This is a genomic window from Bacillus haynesii (genome assembly GCF_001969855.1).
Taxonomy (GTDB): Bacteria; Bacillota; Bacilli; order Bacillales; family Bacillaceae; genus Bacillus; species Bacillus haynesii.
Genome location: NZ_MRBL01000013.1, coordinates 188,418 through 204,345, shown reverse-complemented (window position 1 = coordinate 204,345; position 15,928 = coordinate 188,418). Strand labels below are relative to the sequence as shown.

At 44.7% G+C, this 15,928-nt stretch carries 20 protein-coding genes; 8 read left to right on the top strand and 12 right to left on the bottom strand.

Going from position 1 to position 15,928, the window contains the following annotated elements; genetic code table 11:
* Positions 1-66: 66 nt before the first annotated feature.
* A complete protein-coding gene (locus BTA31_RS12335; RefSeq protein WP_076791938.1) occupies positions 67-939 on the bottom strand; it encodes a LysR family transcriptional regulator in 873 nt (290 codons plus the stop codon).
* Between the two features lie 121 nt (positions 940-1,060).
* On the opposite strand from BTA31_RS12335, the gene BTA31_RS12330 reads away from it, so the two are divergent.
* Genes BTA31_RS12330 through BTA31_RS12315 form a run of 4 tightly spaced genes read left to right on the top strand, consistent with a single transcriptional unit; the run spans position 1,061 to position 3,783 of the window.
* Entirely contained in the window at positions 1,061-1,630 is a 570-nt protein-coding gene (locus BTA31_RS12330) for a non-oxidative hydroxyarylic acid decarboxylases subunit B (RefSeq protein ID WP_043925969.1), read from the top strand.
* Positions 1,631-1,643: 13 nt separating this feature from the next.
* A complete protein-coding gene (locus BTA31_RS12325) occupies positions 1,644-3,065 on the top strand; it encodes a non-oxidative hydroxyarylic acid decarboxylases subunit C (protein WP_043925970.1) in 1,422 nt (473 codons plus the stop codon).
* 19 nt (positions 3,066-3,084) lie between these two features.
* Complete coding sequence (locus BTA31_RS12320; protein ID WP_076791935.1) at positions 3,085-3,312, top strand: non-oxidative hydroxyarylic acid decarboxylases subunit D; 228 nt, start codon at positions 3,085-3,087, stop codon at positions 3,310-3,312.
* Positions 3,313-3,327: 15 nt separating this feature from the next.
* Positions 3,328-3,783 (top strand): pyridoxamine 5'-phosphate oxidase family protein, encoded by a 456-nt coding sequence (locus tag BTA31_RS12315; RefSeq protein ID WP_076791933.1) that lies wholly within the window; start codon positions 3,328-3,330, stop codon positions 3,781-3,783.
* A 99-nt stretch (positions 3,784-3,882) separates the two neighbouring features.
* On the opposite strand, the gene BTA31_RS12310 is transcribed toward BTA31_RS12315, so the two are convergent.
* The 11 genes from BTA31_RS12310 to BTA31_RS12260 form a co-directional block, all read right to left on the bottom strand.
* A complete protein-coding gene (locus BTA31_RS12310) occupies positions 3,883-4,623 on the bottom strand; it encodes a hypothetical protein (protein WP_076791931.1) in 741 nt (246 codons plus the stop codon).
* Positions 4,624-4,729: 106 nt separating this feature from the next.
* Positions 4,730-5,176, bottom strand: coding sequence for a hypothetical protein (locus BTA31_RS12305; RefSeq protein ID WP_076791928.1), 447 nt, complete (start codon positions 5,174-5,176; stop codon positions 4,730-4,732).
* Positions 5,177-5,201: 25 nt separating this feature from the next.
* A complete protein-coding gene (locus BTA31_RS12300; RefSeq protein WP_076791925.1) occupies positions 5,202-5,543 on the bottom strand; it encodes a hypothetical protein in 342 nt (113 codons plus the stop codon).
* 70 nt (positions 5,544-5,613) lie between these two features.
* Entirely contained in the window at positions 5,614-6,060 is a 447-nt protein-coding gene (locus BTA31_RS12295) for a hypothetical protein (protein ID WP_043925974.1), read from the bottom strand.
* Positions 6,057-6,749, bottom strand: a complete 693-nt coding sequence (locus tag BTA31_RS12290; RefSeq protein WP_076791922.1) for a hypothetical protein — start codon at positions 6,747-6,749, stop codon at positions 6,057-6,059. Before BTA31_RS12290 ends, BTA31_RS12295 begins: the two co-directional genes overlap by 4 nt.
* 17 nt (positions 6,750-6,766) lie before the next feature.
* Positions 6,767-7,024 carry a hypothetical protein gene (locus BTA31_RS12285; RefSeq protein WP_076792009.1) on the bottom strand — a complete coding sequence of 86 codons (258 nt, stop codon included), beginning with the start codon at positions 7,022-7,024 and terminating at the stop codon, positions 6,767-6,769.
* Positions 7,025-7,168: 144 nt separating this feature from the next.
* A complete protein-coding gene (locus BTA31_RS12280; protein ID WP_076791919.1) occupies positions 7,169-7,441 on the bottom strand; it encodes a DUF4176 domain-containing protein in 273 nt (90 codons plus the stop codon).
* On the bottom strand, positions 7,441-8,130 hold the full coding sequence (locus BTA31_RS12275; protein ID WP_076791917.1) for a hypothetical protein: 690 nt from the start codon (positions 8,128-8,130) through the stop codon (positions 7,441-7,443). The genes BTA31_RS12280 and BTA31_RS12275 overlap by 1 nt, the downstream gene beginning before the upstream one ends.
* 20 nt (positions 8,131-8,150) lie before the next feature.
* Positions 8,151-9,578, bottom strand: a complete 1,428-nt coding sequence (locus BTA31_RS23330; protein WP_239693184.1) for a ribonuclease YeeF family protein — start codon at positions 9,576-9,578, stop codon at positions 8,151-8,153.
* Between the two features lie 17 nt (positions 9,579-9,595).
* On the bottom strand, positions 9,596-9,874 hold the full coding sequence (locus BTA31_RS12265; protein ID WP_020450144.1) for a YwqI/YxiC family protein: 279 nt from the start codon (positions 9,872-9,874) through the stop codon (positions 9,596-9,598).
* 13 nt (positions 9,875-9,887) lie between these two features.
* Entirely contained in the window at positions 9,888-10,271 is a 384-nt protein-coding gene (locus BTA31_RS12260) for a YwqH-like family protein (RefSeq protein WP_076791915.1), read from the bottom strand.
* Between the two features lie 510 nt (positions 10,272-10,781).
* On the opposite strand from BTA31_RS12260, the gene BTA31_RS12255 reads away from it, so the two are divergent.
* The 4 genes from BTA31_RS12255 to chvE all read left to right on the top strand — a co-directional run bounded on the left by BTA31_RS12255 (position 10,782) and on the right by chvE (position 15,928).
* Positions 10,782-11,771 carry a substrate-binding domain-containing protein gene (locus BTA31_RS12255; RefSeq protein WP_076791912.1) on the top strand — a complete coding sequence of 330 codons (990 nt, stop codon included), beginning with the start codon at positions 10,782-10,784 and terminating at the stop codon, positions 11,769-11,771.
* Entirely contained in the window at positions 11,764-13,527 is a 1,764-nt protein-coding gene (locus BTA31_RS12250; RefSeq protein WP_338152959.1) for a cache domain-containing sensor histidine kinase, read from the top strand. Before BTA31_RS12255 ends, BTA31_RS12250 begins: the two co-directional genes overlap by 8 nt.
* The gene (locus BTA31_RS12245; RefSeq protein ID WP_076791908.1) at positions 13,520-14,722 is read left to right on the top strand and encodes a response regulator transcription factor; all 1,203 of its coding nucleotides are present in this window, start codon (positions 13,520-13,522) and stop codon (positions 14,720-14,722) included. Before BTA31_RS12250 ends, BTA31_RS12245 begins: the two co-directional genes overlap by 8 nt.
* Positions 14,723-14,848: 126 nt before the next feature.
* Complete coding sequence (gene chvE, locus BTA31_RS12240) at positions 14,849-15,928, top strand: multiple monosaccharide ABC transporter substrate-binding protein (protein WP_076791906.1); 1,080 nt, start codon at positions 14,849-14,851, stop codon at positions 15,926-15,928.

Genomic DNA, 15,928 nt, shown 5'->3' with positions numbered 1-15,928 from the left:
TAACGCAAAGGAGAAGGCATCGGCATGATGCCTTCTCTTTTTTATTGACGGGTTCCCGGCCGCTTATCAAAATAAAGCCAAAAATTCTCTCACGGGCTTCGGCAAAAAACTGCCGGCCCGCCAAACGACAGACGGCTGCAGAATGAATGGATTGTCTTGAATCTCCAACGTCTGAACATGCCGTGCGAAATGCGCCGGCAGCATGGACAGCGGCAAAATCGTCGCTCCGAATCCCGAAGTGACGAGGCTGAGCAGTGTTGTAGAATCATGGCACTCACAGACGACCCTCGGTTCAAGGTCTGATGATTGAAAGTGATGGACGACCTCGTCGTAAATCCCTTTTCCGTGCGACGGCCTGAGGAGAATCAGCGGCAGGCCGGCAATTTCTTTCATTCCGGCTTCCCCTTTTAAGCCATACGACTGATTCCCCGGAAGAACGAGCTTGCATGGAACCTCCGGCAGGCTTTTTGATTTGATATTTTTGCTGTGAAAAGGCGTTGTCGTGACCGCCGCATCGATCTGCCGGCTTTCCAGGAGCTCGCTCAGCCGTGAAGGCTCACCTTCCCAAATGTTAAACATTAAATTCGGATACATGTCTCTGATCTTCGAGACTTTTGCGAGCAGCAGGGCCGCGCAGTAAATCGTTGAGCCGACGGCGAGGGTTCCGTTGACTTCTTCACGCAGCTCCCGAACCTCCAAGATGGAATCCTCAAGCTTGTGCAGGATTTCTTTTGCTCTTTTCAAAAACACTTCTCCTTCATAGGTCAGCGTCAGGTTTTTCTTTTTGTTCCGGTCAAATAAAACGACCCCGAGCTCCTCTTCCATCTGCTTCAACTGTCTGGAGAGCGGCGGCTGTGCGATATGGAGCCGCTTCGCCGCCGTTGTAATCTTTCCTTCCTGTGCGATCGTAACGAAGTACTTTAACTGGCGAATATCCATTTTCTCGGCACTCCTTTTTATACCTTTAAAGTATTATATATAGATTTAACAGATATTTTCAATATGGTAAATAGAGGCGTATCATTTTAACTGAAGCACCAAGAGGGAAAGGGGGGCGCATATGAACATCATCGTCGGAATCACGGGCGCGACCGGCGCGATATTTGGCGTGCGGATGCTGGAGTGGCTGAAGAAAACCGACGCAGAGACACACCTTGTCATCTCTCCGTGGGCAGCGGCAACCATCCTGCACGAAACGGGATATACGATGAAAGACGTGGAAAAGCTCGCATCTTTTACATATTCCCACAAAGACCAGGCAGCCCGCATATCAAGCGGTTCCTTTCAAACGGACGGAATGATTGTCGCACCGTGCAGCATGAAGACGTTGGCGGGCATCCGCACCGGTATGGCGGATAACTTGTTGACCCGTTCGGCGGACGTCATGCTGAAGGAACGAAAAAAGCTTGTTCTGTTAACAAGGGAGACGCCGCTGAACCAGATTCATCTTGAAAACATGCTTGAGCTGACAAAAATGGGCGCGGTAATCCTTCCGCCGATGCCGGCTTTTTATAATCATCCCCAAAATCTGAACGAAATGGTCGACCATATCGTATTCCGGACGCTGGACCAATTTGGAATCCATCTGTCTGAAGCGAAGCGCTGGGAAGGAATGAAACAGGAGAAATAAGGAGGATAACAGAATGGCTTATCAAGATTTTAGAGACTTTTTAAATACGCTGAAAAAAGAAGGACAGCTTCTTGAAGTTCAGGAAGAGGTGAAGCCGGAACCCGATCTGGGAGCCGCTGCACGCGCCGCCAACAACCTCGGAGACAAATCACCCGCTCTTTTATTCAACAACATTTACGGCTATAACAATGCCCAAATCGCGCTGAATGTCATCGGCTCCTGGCCGAATCATGCGTTAATGCTCGGCCTTCCGAAAGACACGCCTGTCAAAGAACAATTCTTTGAGTTCGCGCGCCGTTATGATCAGTTTCCTGTAAAAGTGCAAAGAGAGGAGACAGCGCCGTTTCACGAAAACGACATCACAGAAGACATCAACCTGTTTGACATTCTGCCGCTCTTCCGCATCAATCAGGGCGACGGCGGCTTTTATTTAGACAAGGCATGCGTCATTTCCAGAGATGTCGAGGATCCGGAACACTTCGGCAAACAAAATGTCGGCATGTACAGACTGCAGGTAAAAGGAAAAGACCGCCTCGGCATTCAGCCCGTCCCGCAGCATGACATTGCGATCCACCTGCGCCAGGCTGAAGAGCGCGGCGAAAACCTGCCTGTCACGATTGCGCTCGGCTGTGAACCGGTCATTGCAACGGCGGCATCCACACCGCTTTTATACGATCAGTCAGAATACGAGATGGCAGGGGCCTTGCAAGGCGAACCTTATAAAATCGTCAAATCAAAACTGTCTAACTTAGATATCCCATGGGGCGCGGAAGTGGTTCTCGAAGGTGAAATTCTGGCGGGCGAACGCGAGTATGAAGGTCCGTTCGGCGAGTTTACCGGCCACTATTCAGGCGGACGAAGCATGCCGATCATCAAAATCAAGCGCGTCTGCCACCGCAACAACCCGATTTTTGAACACCTCTATTTAGGCATGCCTTGGACTGAGGTTGACTACATGGTCGGCATTAATACATGTGTGCCGCTTTACCAGCAGCTAAAAGAGGCATATCCGAATGAAATTGTCGCAGTAAACGCGATGTATACGCACGGCTTGATCGCCATTGTATCAACGAAAAGCCGCTACGGCGGATTCGCCAAAGCCGTCGGCATGCGCGCGCTGACCACTCCGCACGGCCTCGGCTACTGCAAAATGGTGATCCTCGTTGACGAAGACGTCGATCCGTTTAACCTCCCGCAAGTGATGTGGGCAATTTCAACGAAAATGCATCCAAAACACGATGCAGTCATCATCCCGGATTTATCCGTTCTGGCGCTAGATCCAGGTTCTGAACCGGCGGGAATCACCCACAAAATGATCTTGGACGCGACAACGCCCGTTGCTCCGGAAACAAGAGGACACTATTCACAGCCGCTCGATTCCCCTATAGGAACGGAAGAGTGGGAAGCGAAATTAATGAATCTGCTAAATCAATAAAAGAGGAGAGTGTTTCATCATGCATACATGTCCGCGCTGCGAATTAAAAAAAGCGGAAACCGTCAGCCAGTCACCCGTTGAAGGAGCCTGGGAAGTTTATCAATGCCAGCACTGCTTTTTCACTTGGAGGTCATCAGAGCCGGAGACGATCACAAATCCCGAAAAATACAATCCGGCCTTTAAAATCGACCCTTCGGAAGTTGAAACAGCCGTACAAGTGCCGGCGATTCCAGACCGGAAAATCTAAAGGGAGGCATCCGGCATGGCTCAGCTATCAAACGAATTATTTCAGCTTTTAAACGGAGAGAAACTCGCCGGAAAGCGGCATGAAGCGATGATGCTCCAGACCGTCACAGAAGACGGCTGGCCGCACACGGCGATGATCAGCGCCGGCGAAATCCTCGCCCGGAACAAAACCGACATCCGCCTGGCTCTCTGGCAAGGCACAACGACAACCGCAAATATCGCGAGAACAGGCCGGGCGCTCTTCGTCGCATGCTGGAAAGGCAAAGCACATTATGTGCGGCTGTCTTTAAAGAAACTGCCCGAATTAAAAGACGCCAAACACCCGAGAGCGCGCTTCGCCGGTACGGTCGAAGCGGCCCGGGAAGATATCGCAAAATACGCCGATATCATCTCCGGCGTTCAGATTGAGCTGAAGGATGAAGCGGCGGTTTTGCGGCGGTGGGAAGAGACGCTGGGGGAGCTGAGGAAATAGTAGAGAAAGACAAGTCATGCTTTGGCTTGTCTTTTTGGATTTTATACTGCTGTTTCTTGAGGAATAGGCTTCAAATATAACTAGTTTACGTCTCGACATTTATCGTTCATTTTGCTGCTGCATACGAGCGGCTCTTTTTCTTGCTTTTTTTCCGGGGTATTGTTTCAATCTTTGATTAATAATATCTTGATTGGCTTTTATAAAAAAGAACTGGTGAAAAAATTTGACAGCCATATAAGAAAAAGTGCAAGCAGTCAGTAATGAAATGACACTCATTGCAGTATTAATGACAGCTTCGGAGGAGCGAAACAGAAAATGACCTGTTATAAATCCTACGGCAGGAGCCGCTGTAAATACTTGTCCTATCCAGGTAGGAGATGATTTTTTCTTTCTTTTGAAAACGGGGAATTCAATTAAGAAATAACGAATCATTTTAATGGTAAACAGTAAGTAGGTCAGCCCCGCAGTCCCGGCAATGAGCCAATTAAAACCGAACACATAATAGGTCCGTTTCAAAGTCACGATAAAAGCGCAATATGAAACTACCGCGAATGAACAGCCAGTATAGATTAAAAAAGCGAGTTTCTTTTTATACCGATCCAGTTTTATGAATAACGTAATGAACGACCATATATGGATGACAATGATAAAGGGCATCGCGAAAAATGTGAAAATCCTGACTTCGTTAGCCAACAATGGCACTAAGCAAGTAACATCGAGAAAGAAAAGAATGAAAATAACAATGGTGAATTTTTCGCGATTATTAAAAGGAGTTGATAAATGTGTTTTAATCTCAGAAGGTAGATTTCTATATTTCACGTTTTGATTCAATTTCAACATCTGGAACTTTTACCCCCATTGATTACCCGAATCATCGCATTCTGGCTTGTTGATTATGTCATGATGATTCTTCAATAAATTGCAGCAATTATCTCAAATCCAAGTTTTATTTCGATAGCATCTTATTCGTCACTTTATAAGCCAAGATACAGCCAATTGTAATAAAAATAATGGCGATCGAAAGGATCACGAGCTTTTCAGCAACGGTATATATCGGCATGGGAATAATAACAGCGCAGACGGAAAACACGCCGCCAAAATAAACAAACAGGATCAGCGGCTTTTTGTATTTTTTCCAAATTACTTGATTAATCCCGTTTTTTTCGGGGGCTGCCGGGTGTTTGTGGTCTTCATCTTTCATCAGTTTATTTAGCAGCACATAAATGAGAAATGCGAATAAAGTTGCCGAGAAAATATTAAAACAGAGGATAAACAGCTTTTCGCCCAGGCTCATCACCGGATTCAGAACAGAGCTGAGAACGGAGCCGCAAACGAAAAACAGGTAGACGGATAAGATGGCTTTGTTTCTTGGTTTTTGTAGAAAATTAGACATTCGGATCTCTCCAATCGTAAATGATTTAAACGCTGAAAAAGAGATGGAGCAGAAAGGAAAAAATATAAAAGATGATGATGCTTAAAATGCCTCTGCCCGCAAGATAAAAGGCGAAATACGGTTTTCTCAGGAACCAGTTGTATTTTAATAGCCGTTTGTAAATAAAGTAACCGGTGCCGACAAGAAGAAAAACGAATGTATTCGTAATTTTATGGGACCATTTCTCAGGTTTTAAAAAGACCATTTTTTCATATTCAATGATCATGTGGCCCGCTATGATTAAAAAACCCAAACTGTAAGCGAAATGGGCGGCCAACATACCGGCGATTAAGTATTCGGTATATACAACAAAAGTTTCTGGTGACATCATAACTCCTTTATGAATGGCGGACTCCAGCGTTTTTTAACAAAACTTTTTTTCTGCTAAAAAAAGCTTCTCATTCTTCGTCAGGCATTCTTTCCAAACAAGACCGGTTCAGCATTTGATTCGCCGTTTGATAAACAGCAAAAAAGCCGCCAGATATCACGGCAAACAAAATCGCAAACACGCCGGATTTCCAAGCGAGTGAGAGTTCGGGCATGAAAAACACGGATATCCCCACAATCAGGATGCCGATGAAGTAGAAAGAGAGCGTGAACGGCTTTCTGTATTTCTTCCAAAAGATTTTCGCGACGATGTTGCATCGGGGCGCGCTTTGATCTTTCTTCGGCTTATTTATGAACACATAAATAATGAGTGCGAATAAAGAAATTGAAACGAACATAAAGCCGATGACGGAAATTTTTTCCCTCCAGTTGATCGCAGGTCTTACAAGAGCTTCCAAAATGATGGTTATTGCATATAGGGAATAAACTAAGAGAATGATTTTATTTCTGCCTTTCAAACATGACCTCTCCTTGTGCCTTCAATCCTATGCTGTCTGATGATATCTTGATTCGCTTTGATGAAGAAGTATTTGTAGACCCCCATCATAGAAAATAAACAAGCCATAAGCAGATAGACGGTACTCATCAAAAAATAGACGGCAGACTCGGAAACTCGCAAAACGGCATGACTTATCATAAAACCGGCTGCCGGAACAGTCGCGAGGAGCACCCATGTCGGAGCTGCTGTCTCCCTTTTGCCTTTAGAATCAGGGAATACAACCAAGTAATATCGAATAACGAGGAAGATAGAGGCGGCATATATGAATAGTGACAGACTGATCAACGTTAAATGGAAACCGATAGCAGTAAACATCATTTTTTGCGCCGTGATCAGCTGGCAATATGACATACCGCTGAATGATACGCCCATAAACCGAACATATTGAAGGTGATGAAGATATTCGGTCATATTTCTGCTATTCATGATGATCATCCATATATTGATCAGAATAGCGACAGGGACGGCGGCAAAAGTGAAAAATTCGACTTTGCTCGCCAGCACAGGTAGTATGCAGAGAATATCCAGCATCAACACGATAAAACACGCCATTCCCCATTTCGTTTCCCGGCTGACGGAAGCTGTCAAATGAGATTGAATATTGTAAGGTGAATCTTTGTATGTAACCGTTTCTTTTAGTCTCAGCAAAGCTTGTATTCCTCCGCTTATCCCTCTGAATTTTTATAATTCTCCATGTGTTTTTTTAGCCAGACTTTTTTTCTGTAGATATGCAATAGGAGCGGAGGAACGAAAAAAAATAAGCTGATAACCGAAACAAATAAGGGAATTTCTGAAGGGGCTTGTTCCAATAAACCCAATATCGTCATGATGACAAAAAAGATACCAACCACAGGGAATAAAATCGTGAAGATGATCATTGCTTCGTTTATTTTTTTATATAGAAAAATTTTTTCGTTTTTCATATTGAGCCCCTTTTTCTTGATGAGTGTTTTCTGCATCGGCAACGTTTGGCTCTGTGTTTTTTTCATATCTCGTCTATCTTTTTGAAACAATAATTCAGGAAACTGGAATAAGAGAAAGCATCCCGTTGTGAGATGCTTAGAGGTTTAATCGATCGCGGCTTCAGCCAAAACTTGCTGAAACTCAATTTCTTCTTCGTCTTGATAGCCTTCGAAAATCACTTTCTCAATATCTGAATGGTTAAAAGCAAAAGTGTATTCTTGATTAATGTAGCCCTCGGGGTAAAAAACGCCGATATAGTCAAACATCTGTGGATCTTCGCTCACGACGATCTGTTTTCTTCCGTAAATCATTAATTTTTTTGTTCCGCCTTCGAGGAGGACGATGGAGCCGGAAGGCAGTAGGTTATTTTCACCCATTACTTTCTCCCCTTCCCTATATTTTTAATGATGTTTTGATTTGTTTTAACAAAAAGAAATTGGTGTATAAATTTAGCACCTATAAAAGAAAATAGGCAGGCTGCAAGTAGAGAAACAATGCTCATAAATATATTTATTACAGATTCTGAAAAATGAAGTGTAATTTGAGAAATCATATAGCCAGCGGCTGGCCCAGCCGCTAATAAGTAGACTGCCCAAGTAGGGACTGCTCTTTTTTTTTGTTTGTGAATAGAAAACTTTATCAAGTAGTAGCGAAATGAACCTAGAGCCACAATAACAAGAAATAGGACAGAAAAAATTATAAACAACCAATTAAGTCCTAGGATGGAATAATACATTTTCTGGGATAGAATAAACCAGCAATAGGACATAGTACTGAATGAAAAACCTTTATAAAGTACAAATTCAAGATTGTTTCTATGTAATTCCATGTCTTTGAAGAATAAAATAAACATCCATAAATTAACGAGTATAAGAGGTGGTAAAGCTACTATAGTAAACGGTTTTATTCCGTTTGCAAGCAGCAGAAATAAAAGTAATGCATCTAACATAATTATATTTAATATGCACATACTCACTTTTTCGTCTCGGTCAACTAAAATGATTAAATGATGCCTAGTTTCTTCAGGTAATCTTCTGAATATAACTTTTTCATTTAATTTCAGCAATTATGCTCGTCTCCTTTAGGTTATTTAAACCAGCCTGCGACTGTCTTTAACCCAGACTCCACTGTATCTTTTGCTATATCAGTTACGCTTTTTTTATCTTTACCTAATTTTATCCCACCTAACGCCATAGAAACCCCTACTGATGCAACAAAACCTACAGCAGCAGCTGCGATAATTGGAGCACCAGCTCCAATAACTGCCGCACCAACAACAGCACTGACTCCTAAGGTAGCAGCACCAACTCCTACATCTACTGCAACATCACCAACAGTTTTTTCTGTTGAGACATTAGGGTCATTTATATTTTTCACTAAATCTTCTCCAGTTGTGATGGCAACACCTGCCCAACCCAATTTGCTTTTCATTGCCCCTTTTACTGCAGACGAAGCTTTTGTATATTCAGCAATTTTAGGAGTGTTTCCGGCTTTTAACTGTGATTTAGTCCATGTTTCTGGATAATTTTTGCCTTTGATTCCTATTGCTTGGCCGTTTTGTACCTTGTATCCGCTTATCTTCCTTCCGCTATTGGTTTCTATGCCTTTTTCAATTTTAACCCCATCTTTAACAACATACTTCACACTCTTCCCAAAATCCGTCGCAGCAGTAGTCGTCCCATACAAACTTCCCGCACTCGATACAGGATACATCCAATCGATCTCAAATGGAAGTTCTTCTTTTGTTGTGTCATCGATTTTGCCTTTTTCGTCTTTTTCGCTAAACCGCCCTAGCATCTTCTCCATCGGCGTTTCGCCGGGGTTTTGCAGGTCGCTTTGCAGGCTGCCGGGAGCTTGGCTGATTGTTGAGTCATTTTGCGGTTTTAAAATTGAACCGCTTTTATACTCCGATATTTCAATCTTCGGACCCGTATACATTTTCTCCAGCTGCTGGATGTACTGCTTCATCGTGTCAAGGTCTTCCTTCGCCGCTTTCAGTGCATTTGTCTGTTCGCGGTCAAAGGTGTGAAGCTTTTCGAGCGTCTCGCTGATTTGTCTTTGCGCTTTTTTGGCGTTCTCGTTGACGGCTGAATCGTCAAGGTCGGGCAGGTCGACGATGTGGCTGACAGTGGCCATCGTCTGATTGGCTTTTGACGTCAATCTGCCAGTCAGCGATTCAGCTTGGCTGACGCCGTCATGGAGTTCGTTCTCAAGAAAACTTTGCGAGATAAAGCCGTTTTGGTTCGGTTCAAGGGAATGAAGCGCGCTTTTCGTCTTTTCTAAAAGTCCTTTATAGTCGGAAATAAAAGATTCATAAAAAAGAAGAAAAGTGGTGTGGCATTCTTCGTAGAACGAGCGGATCGCTTCACCGCCCGCGCCTTTTAAGGCGTCGTCAAGGGAGGTGAGGCCTTTGACGCTTTGTTTGACTTTTGAAATCTCGTCAGTCTGGTTTTTTAATTCGGTCAGCGTTTTGTCTAGGCCGGTTTGAAAAGCCTGAACATCTAGAGTTTTCAATGCGTAGTCCCTTCCTTCTACTTGGCTTTGATCGATGACGACAGCTTTTTGTCGGCGTCTTTTATGGCGTTGACAGCCTGCTCGGTTTGCGCAATTTGTTTAGCGAGAGCCGATGCATATGCTTTTGTCAGGCTTTTCAAATCTTTGTTCATGCTTTCGATTTTTTTGACGACGTCAAGGTTGTTTTTGCCGCTGATATCTGTCGGCACGTTCGGCTTCACAGCTTGGGCTGAATGCTTCAGTTTTGAGAGCGCCTGTTTGACTTCGCCCGTTTTGACTTTGATTTCTTGACCCATCGTAATCACTCCTTTAGCGGCGGGCTTCTCTTTCTTCTTTTTCCAGCTTTTCGATTTTCGTTTTTAATGAGCTGATATCCTTACCTAGTGAATCAATGTCATCATTTAAGGAAGAGATTTTCTCTTTTAATTGTTTAAACACTTCATTTAATTGTTTTCCGCAAATATCATTGTAGGCCGTTTTCATATCGCTTCTGACGTTTTTAAAAGAATCAGCAAGGCTGCCCTTCCATGTTGTCGGCGACAGTTCGGGCTTTTTGATGCTGTCTTTTGAATCGTCAAATTCCTTTTTATCTGCTTCTAATTCAGTTTGGCAATTTTTCAGTTGTTCGAGCTGTTGTTTTTTGATGAGAAGTGTACCTTGCAGCCCGTATAAAACTGTTTTTTCCCAGATCATGTTACTGCCACCTCCCGGAAATTTGATTCAAATGACCTGTTGGGATTCGTTCATTAAAGGACCTTATTAATGTTACAACATGGTATAAATGAGTTGAATAGGAAAAATGTACCGTGAATAAAGAATTGAATCGAGCGGTTATGCAGGGAATTCCTTAATATGACTGCGATTTTGCACTTTTCTCCATTTCCCTGCAAGGTCTAAAGACATGGTTCTTAAGGCTTGGATTTTTGTTGTATTTATTTTTTGTTTCACAAACTTTAAGGTAATTTTAAGAAAGAGGCGATCTTGTCGAACACTAAACAGGGTTTTTCGAACAGAATGTCAAATAGATTAGATATTTCGTATGAACAAGGGGGGAGAAATTGTCTGTTTGTGATGAATAAAGGGGACGGACGGGATTTCTGTCAGGATGCCTCAGCTGGATTCTTAGAAAAATATGCGGTCAAATATATCCTTCATGATAGATTGTAAACGCTGTCTTGTCCTCTGACCAACAGGGGGATAAAGATGAAAAAGCTGTTAGTTGTTTATGCCGTGATGCTCTGTTTATTTTTTCTGTATGTCTACGACTACTCCCGGGGCGATAAAACCGGTTCTACAGAAGCAAGCAGAAGGCCAGCGGCCGGAAGTCTGTCAGAAAAATACGTGATGGTCACGTTTCAATCGGGAATCGAATATTGGAAGAGCGGCCTGAAAGGTTTTGAGGATGCCGCGCAGCTTTTCAACGTCTCTGTCGAGTATCGGGGGGCGGCCCATTATGATGTCCATGAGCAAACGACCGTCCTCGAGCAGGTGATTGCAAAAAAGCCGGCGGGAATCGCTCTTTCGGCAATAGATCGCAAAGCTTTAAACCCTGTCATCGACAAAGCGCACGAGCAGGGCATTCCGATCGTTTTATTCGATTCAGACGCCCCGCTCAGCAAAGCCTCTACATATATCGGCACAAATAATATGGAAGCGGGTGCCGAGGCCGCAAGGCGAATGGCCGAGTTTTTAAATGGAAAGGGAGAAACCGCAGTCATTACCCAGCCGCGGCAGTACAATCATCAGGAAAGGACGAAGGGCTTTGAACAAACGATCAAGCAAAAATACCCAAACATGAAGGTCACCGCGGTTTTGGACGGAAAAGGCGATGAACTGACGTCGAAAAAAGAAGCGGCGAAGATTCTGGAAAAGAATCCGTCCATCAAAGGAATTTTCACCACCGAAGCCAATGGAGCGAGCGGCGTAGCCCGTGCTGTGAAGGCGGCGGGACTTGAAGGGGAAGTATGTATCATCGGCTTTGATAAAGACAAGAAAACGCTGGACGGCATCAAAAACGGATCGATTTCCGCGACAATGGGTCAGGACACATGGCAAATGGGCTATTGGTCGCTGCACATGCTGTTTTTCTCAAATCGCCATCTGAATCATGAACGTCCGCTTCCGGCAGCGATCGATACAGGCATTACCATCATTACGAAAGAAAATGTGGAAGCTTATTATGCGAATGATTAAACGTTTGATCAACAATGCGCCGATCCGTCATAAGCTGATCAGCCTTCTCTTGTTAATCAGCATGCTGCCGACGATCGGCCTGGGCATTTTATCGGGATGGGCCGTTGAAAATATTATTGAAAAACAGGTGATCGACCAAACACTGCAGCTGATCGGCGAAGTGAACAAGACGGCTGAAGTGTATGTCAGCCACATGCAGAACCTGACATATTTGATATCAATGAATGAAGAAATGGAAGCATTTTTTAATCACGAAAAAGAGGACGGAGAGGCGGATTATAAGCGAAGGACGTTTTTGCAGGGCCTGACTTCTTTATATTCTGAAGCTGCGGGCATTCTCGTCGTCAATGATAAGGGTGAGATGATCAGCAATGAGATGTATGAACGCACGCCGACAGATTTGACAAAAGAACCGTGGTATCAGGCGGCTGTCGATAATGAAGGGATTTTCAAAATGATCGGGAAGCCTGTCAACCGGAATATCAGAAGCCATGTGCACTACAAGGAAGACGAGGTCGTTTCTGCCGTCAGAGCTGTTATCGATCCTGAGACACAGCATGTGAAAGGCGTTGTACTCATCGATTTGAAGTTGCGCGTCCTCGCAGAAGCGACCAAAAATATCCGCTTGGGGAAAACGGGTTATTTGATGATCATGGATGAGAATGGCGGCAATATTTATTCGCCGGAGACCTCAAATTTGTTTCTGCCGAAAAAGTGGTTCCATCAAGACCGGTCCGGTTATTTTTCGGAGCGGATCAAAGGCGAGGAATATCAGTTCATTTATGAGACATCCTCCTTTACGAACTGGACAACAGTCGGCGTTTTTAAAGCGGGTGAACCGGTATTCGAAGTGAAGGAAATCCACTTGTATGTGCTTTTGTTTTTATTGACGGCGGCGTTTCTCGGAATGTCTGCTTCCTATTATTTGTCCCATTCCATGTCACGGCCGATTTTGAAGCTGAATGCAGTCATGAAAACGGCGGAGAGCGGGAATTTTTCAACTTTTTATCAGGAGGATAGGGAAGATGAAATCGGGCTTTTGGGAAAAAGCTTTAATCGCCTGATGTTCAGAATCCGCGAGTTGATGGCCGTTACAGAAAGACAAGAACGCCAAAAAAGAGAAGCCGAATTAAGAGCGCTGCAGGCGCAGATCAACCCTCACTTTCTCTACAACACGCTGGATACAATCAATTGGATGGCGAGGAAAAAAGGAGCTGAAGAGGTCAGCGGTCTCGTGCAGGCTTTATCCAAGCTGTTCCGCATCTCCTTGAGCAAAGGGAAAGATATCATCCCGCTGTCTGATGAATTTGAACATGTAGAAAACTATTTGAAAATCCAAAAAGCGAGATACCGCGATAAATTAAACTACTCCATCGAAATCACCGGGCTTTGTGACGATCGCCTAATTTTAAAGCTCGTGCTTCAGCCGATTGTCGAAAATGCGATTTATCACGGAATTAAAGAAAAAAAAGGGCCGGGGCATATTGCGATCAAAGGCATGGAGGAGGATGGCTCGCTGATCATCAAAATCGAGGATGACGGAGCCGGAATGGATGAACAGACGCTAAAACAAATAACCGATCAATTCAAACACAGGGACGATACAGCGGGCTACGGCATGATCAACGTCCATGAACGGATTACTCTTACATTTGGCGAGCCGTATGGTTTAACGATTGAAAGTCGAAAAGGAGCCGGAACCGCTGTCACGATACGGCTTCCAATCTTAGCAAAAGGGGGAACAAGCCTTGAGTGAATGTTGGCGCGTACTGATTGCCGATGATGAACCATGGATTCGGGAAGGAATACGGGATGCCGTCTCTTGGGAGCGCTATCAAATGTCGGTGTCAGCTGAAGCGGAGAATGGCGAAGAGGCATTTGAGCTCGCTCTCAAACACGGCATCGACTTATTGATTGTCGACTTGAATATGCCGATTGTAAACGGAATCACGCTGATGAAAAAGCTCCGCGGCGCACTGCCGCAGTGCCGCTTTGTCATCGTGACGGGCTACGACCAGTTTGCATACGCACAAGAAGCGATCCGGCTCAATGTCGATGATTATTTGTTAAAGCCGGTCGATCCCGCTCATCTGGAACAAGTGCTCGAAAAGATCAGCGTATCTCTGGCAGCTGAAAAAAAGAAGCTGAGCGAGCAAAAGCTTGCTGAGCAGCATATTCAACAAAACCTCAGCCTTCTGAAAGAGCATGTTTTCAGAAGCTGGATCGAAGGCCGGGCAGAGGAAGAAGATGTTTACCGGCAGCTCGAATGCCTTCGTCTTCCGGCCCGCTATCCTGAGACGCTCGGCGTTATCGCGGCCGGGCATGTATGGAACAAGCCGTCTGAAGCCAACAGTCTGAAAGAAAAAGTAGAACGTTTTTTTATCGATGAGCGTGATAAAGCCGTTTTTTTCGACGGAGACCGCCTGATCGCCGCCTGCCTGTGGCGTTCTGTTACAGAAGCTGAACAGCGGGCGCTTGCAGAGATGATCGAAGCCGAAATGCAGGCAAGCGCCGCCGTCTGCTTCGCGAAGCTTGCTGAAAACGGCCGCTCGGCCGCACAATGCTATCAGCACTGCAGACAGCAAGTCTCGAAAACATTCAATATCTCGCCGGTTGTCACAAGGGCCAAAGAGTATATGCAAAAGCATTTCACTGAAAGGGAGTTTTCTTTAAAACAGACGGCGGATGCGCTTCAAGTCTCGTCCGTCTATTTAAGCAGAATGATGAAGAAAGAGCTCGGCATGACATTTGTTCAGCTCTTGACGGAGATGCGCATAGACCAAGCGGTTCACCTGTTAGAGACAACTCCTCTTTCGATTCACGATATAGCCGAACAAACGGGGTATGATACACAGCACTATTTCAGCACTGTATTTAAAAAGACAATGGGTGTATCCCCCAATCAGTACCGGCGCATGTCGGGAATTGAACAAACAGGAGGAAAATTGTAATGTAAGCGCTTTAAAAAAGTCTGATTTTTATAAAAATAGTTAATTAATTCAAAAGACGGACATTCGAAAGACATGGTACAGTTGGCATGATTCATGATGGGAGAAATCAAAAGGGGGATACCAAGCATGAAAAAAAGCTGGCTGTTGATCACTGCAATGCTTTTCTGTCTCATCGTTTCCGCCTGTTCGGGGAATCAGGCAAGCGGAGGGGGAGACAAAGGCTACGTCGGAATCTCAATGCCGACAAAGTCATCGGAACGCTGGGTGTATGACGGGAAATACATGGTGAAAGAGTTTGAAAAGCTCGGTTATAAAACGGATCTGCAGTATGCGGAAGATGTCGTTGAAAACCAAGTCTCACAAATCGAAAACATGATTACAAAAGGCGTCAATGTCCTCGTTATTGCTTCGATTGACGGAGAAGCGCTGACCGACGTCCTTGAAAAAGCAAACAAGCAGGATATTAAAGTCATTTCCTATGACCGGCTGCTCATGAACAGCAAACATGTCGACTATTATGCGACATTTGACAATCATAAAGTCGGAGAACTTCAAGGGAAATATATTGAAGAAAAGCTTGGCTTAAAAGACAAAAAAGGGCCGTTCAACATCGAATTGTTCGCGGGATCGCCTGACGACAACAACGCGCATTTCTTTTTTGACGGCGCCATGTCTGTTTTGAAGCCTTATATCGATTCGGGCAAATTAAAGGTATTGAGCGGCCAGACTTCATTTGAGCAAGGTGCGACGCTCAGGTGGGACGGCGCAACCGCACAATCCCGGATGGACAATCTGCTGAGCGCACATTATACAAAGGCGAAGCTTGATGCGGTGCTTTCACCGTATGACGGGATCAGCATCGGAATCATTTCATCCTTAAAAGGTGCGGGCTACGGATCGGACAAGAAGCCGCTGCCGGTTATAACGGGACAGGATGCAGAGCTTGCTTCCGTGAATTCGATCATTAAAGGGGAGCAGACATCAACCATTTTCAAAGATACGAGAGAGCTGGCGAAAAAAGCCGTTGATATGGCGACATCCGTCTTAAAAGGCGAAAAAGCGGAAGTCAATGACACAAAGACGTATGACAACGGAGAGAAGGTCGTTCCGTCATACCTGCTTGAGCCGGTCGTCGTCGATAAAGAGAACTATAAAAAATTGCTCGTTGACGGCGGTTACTATAAAGAATCGGAATTAGGGAAGTGA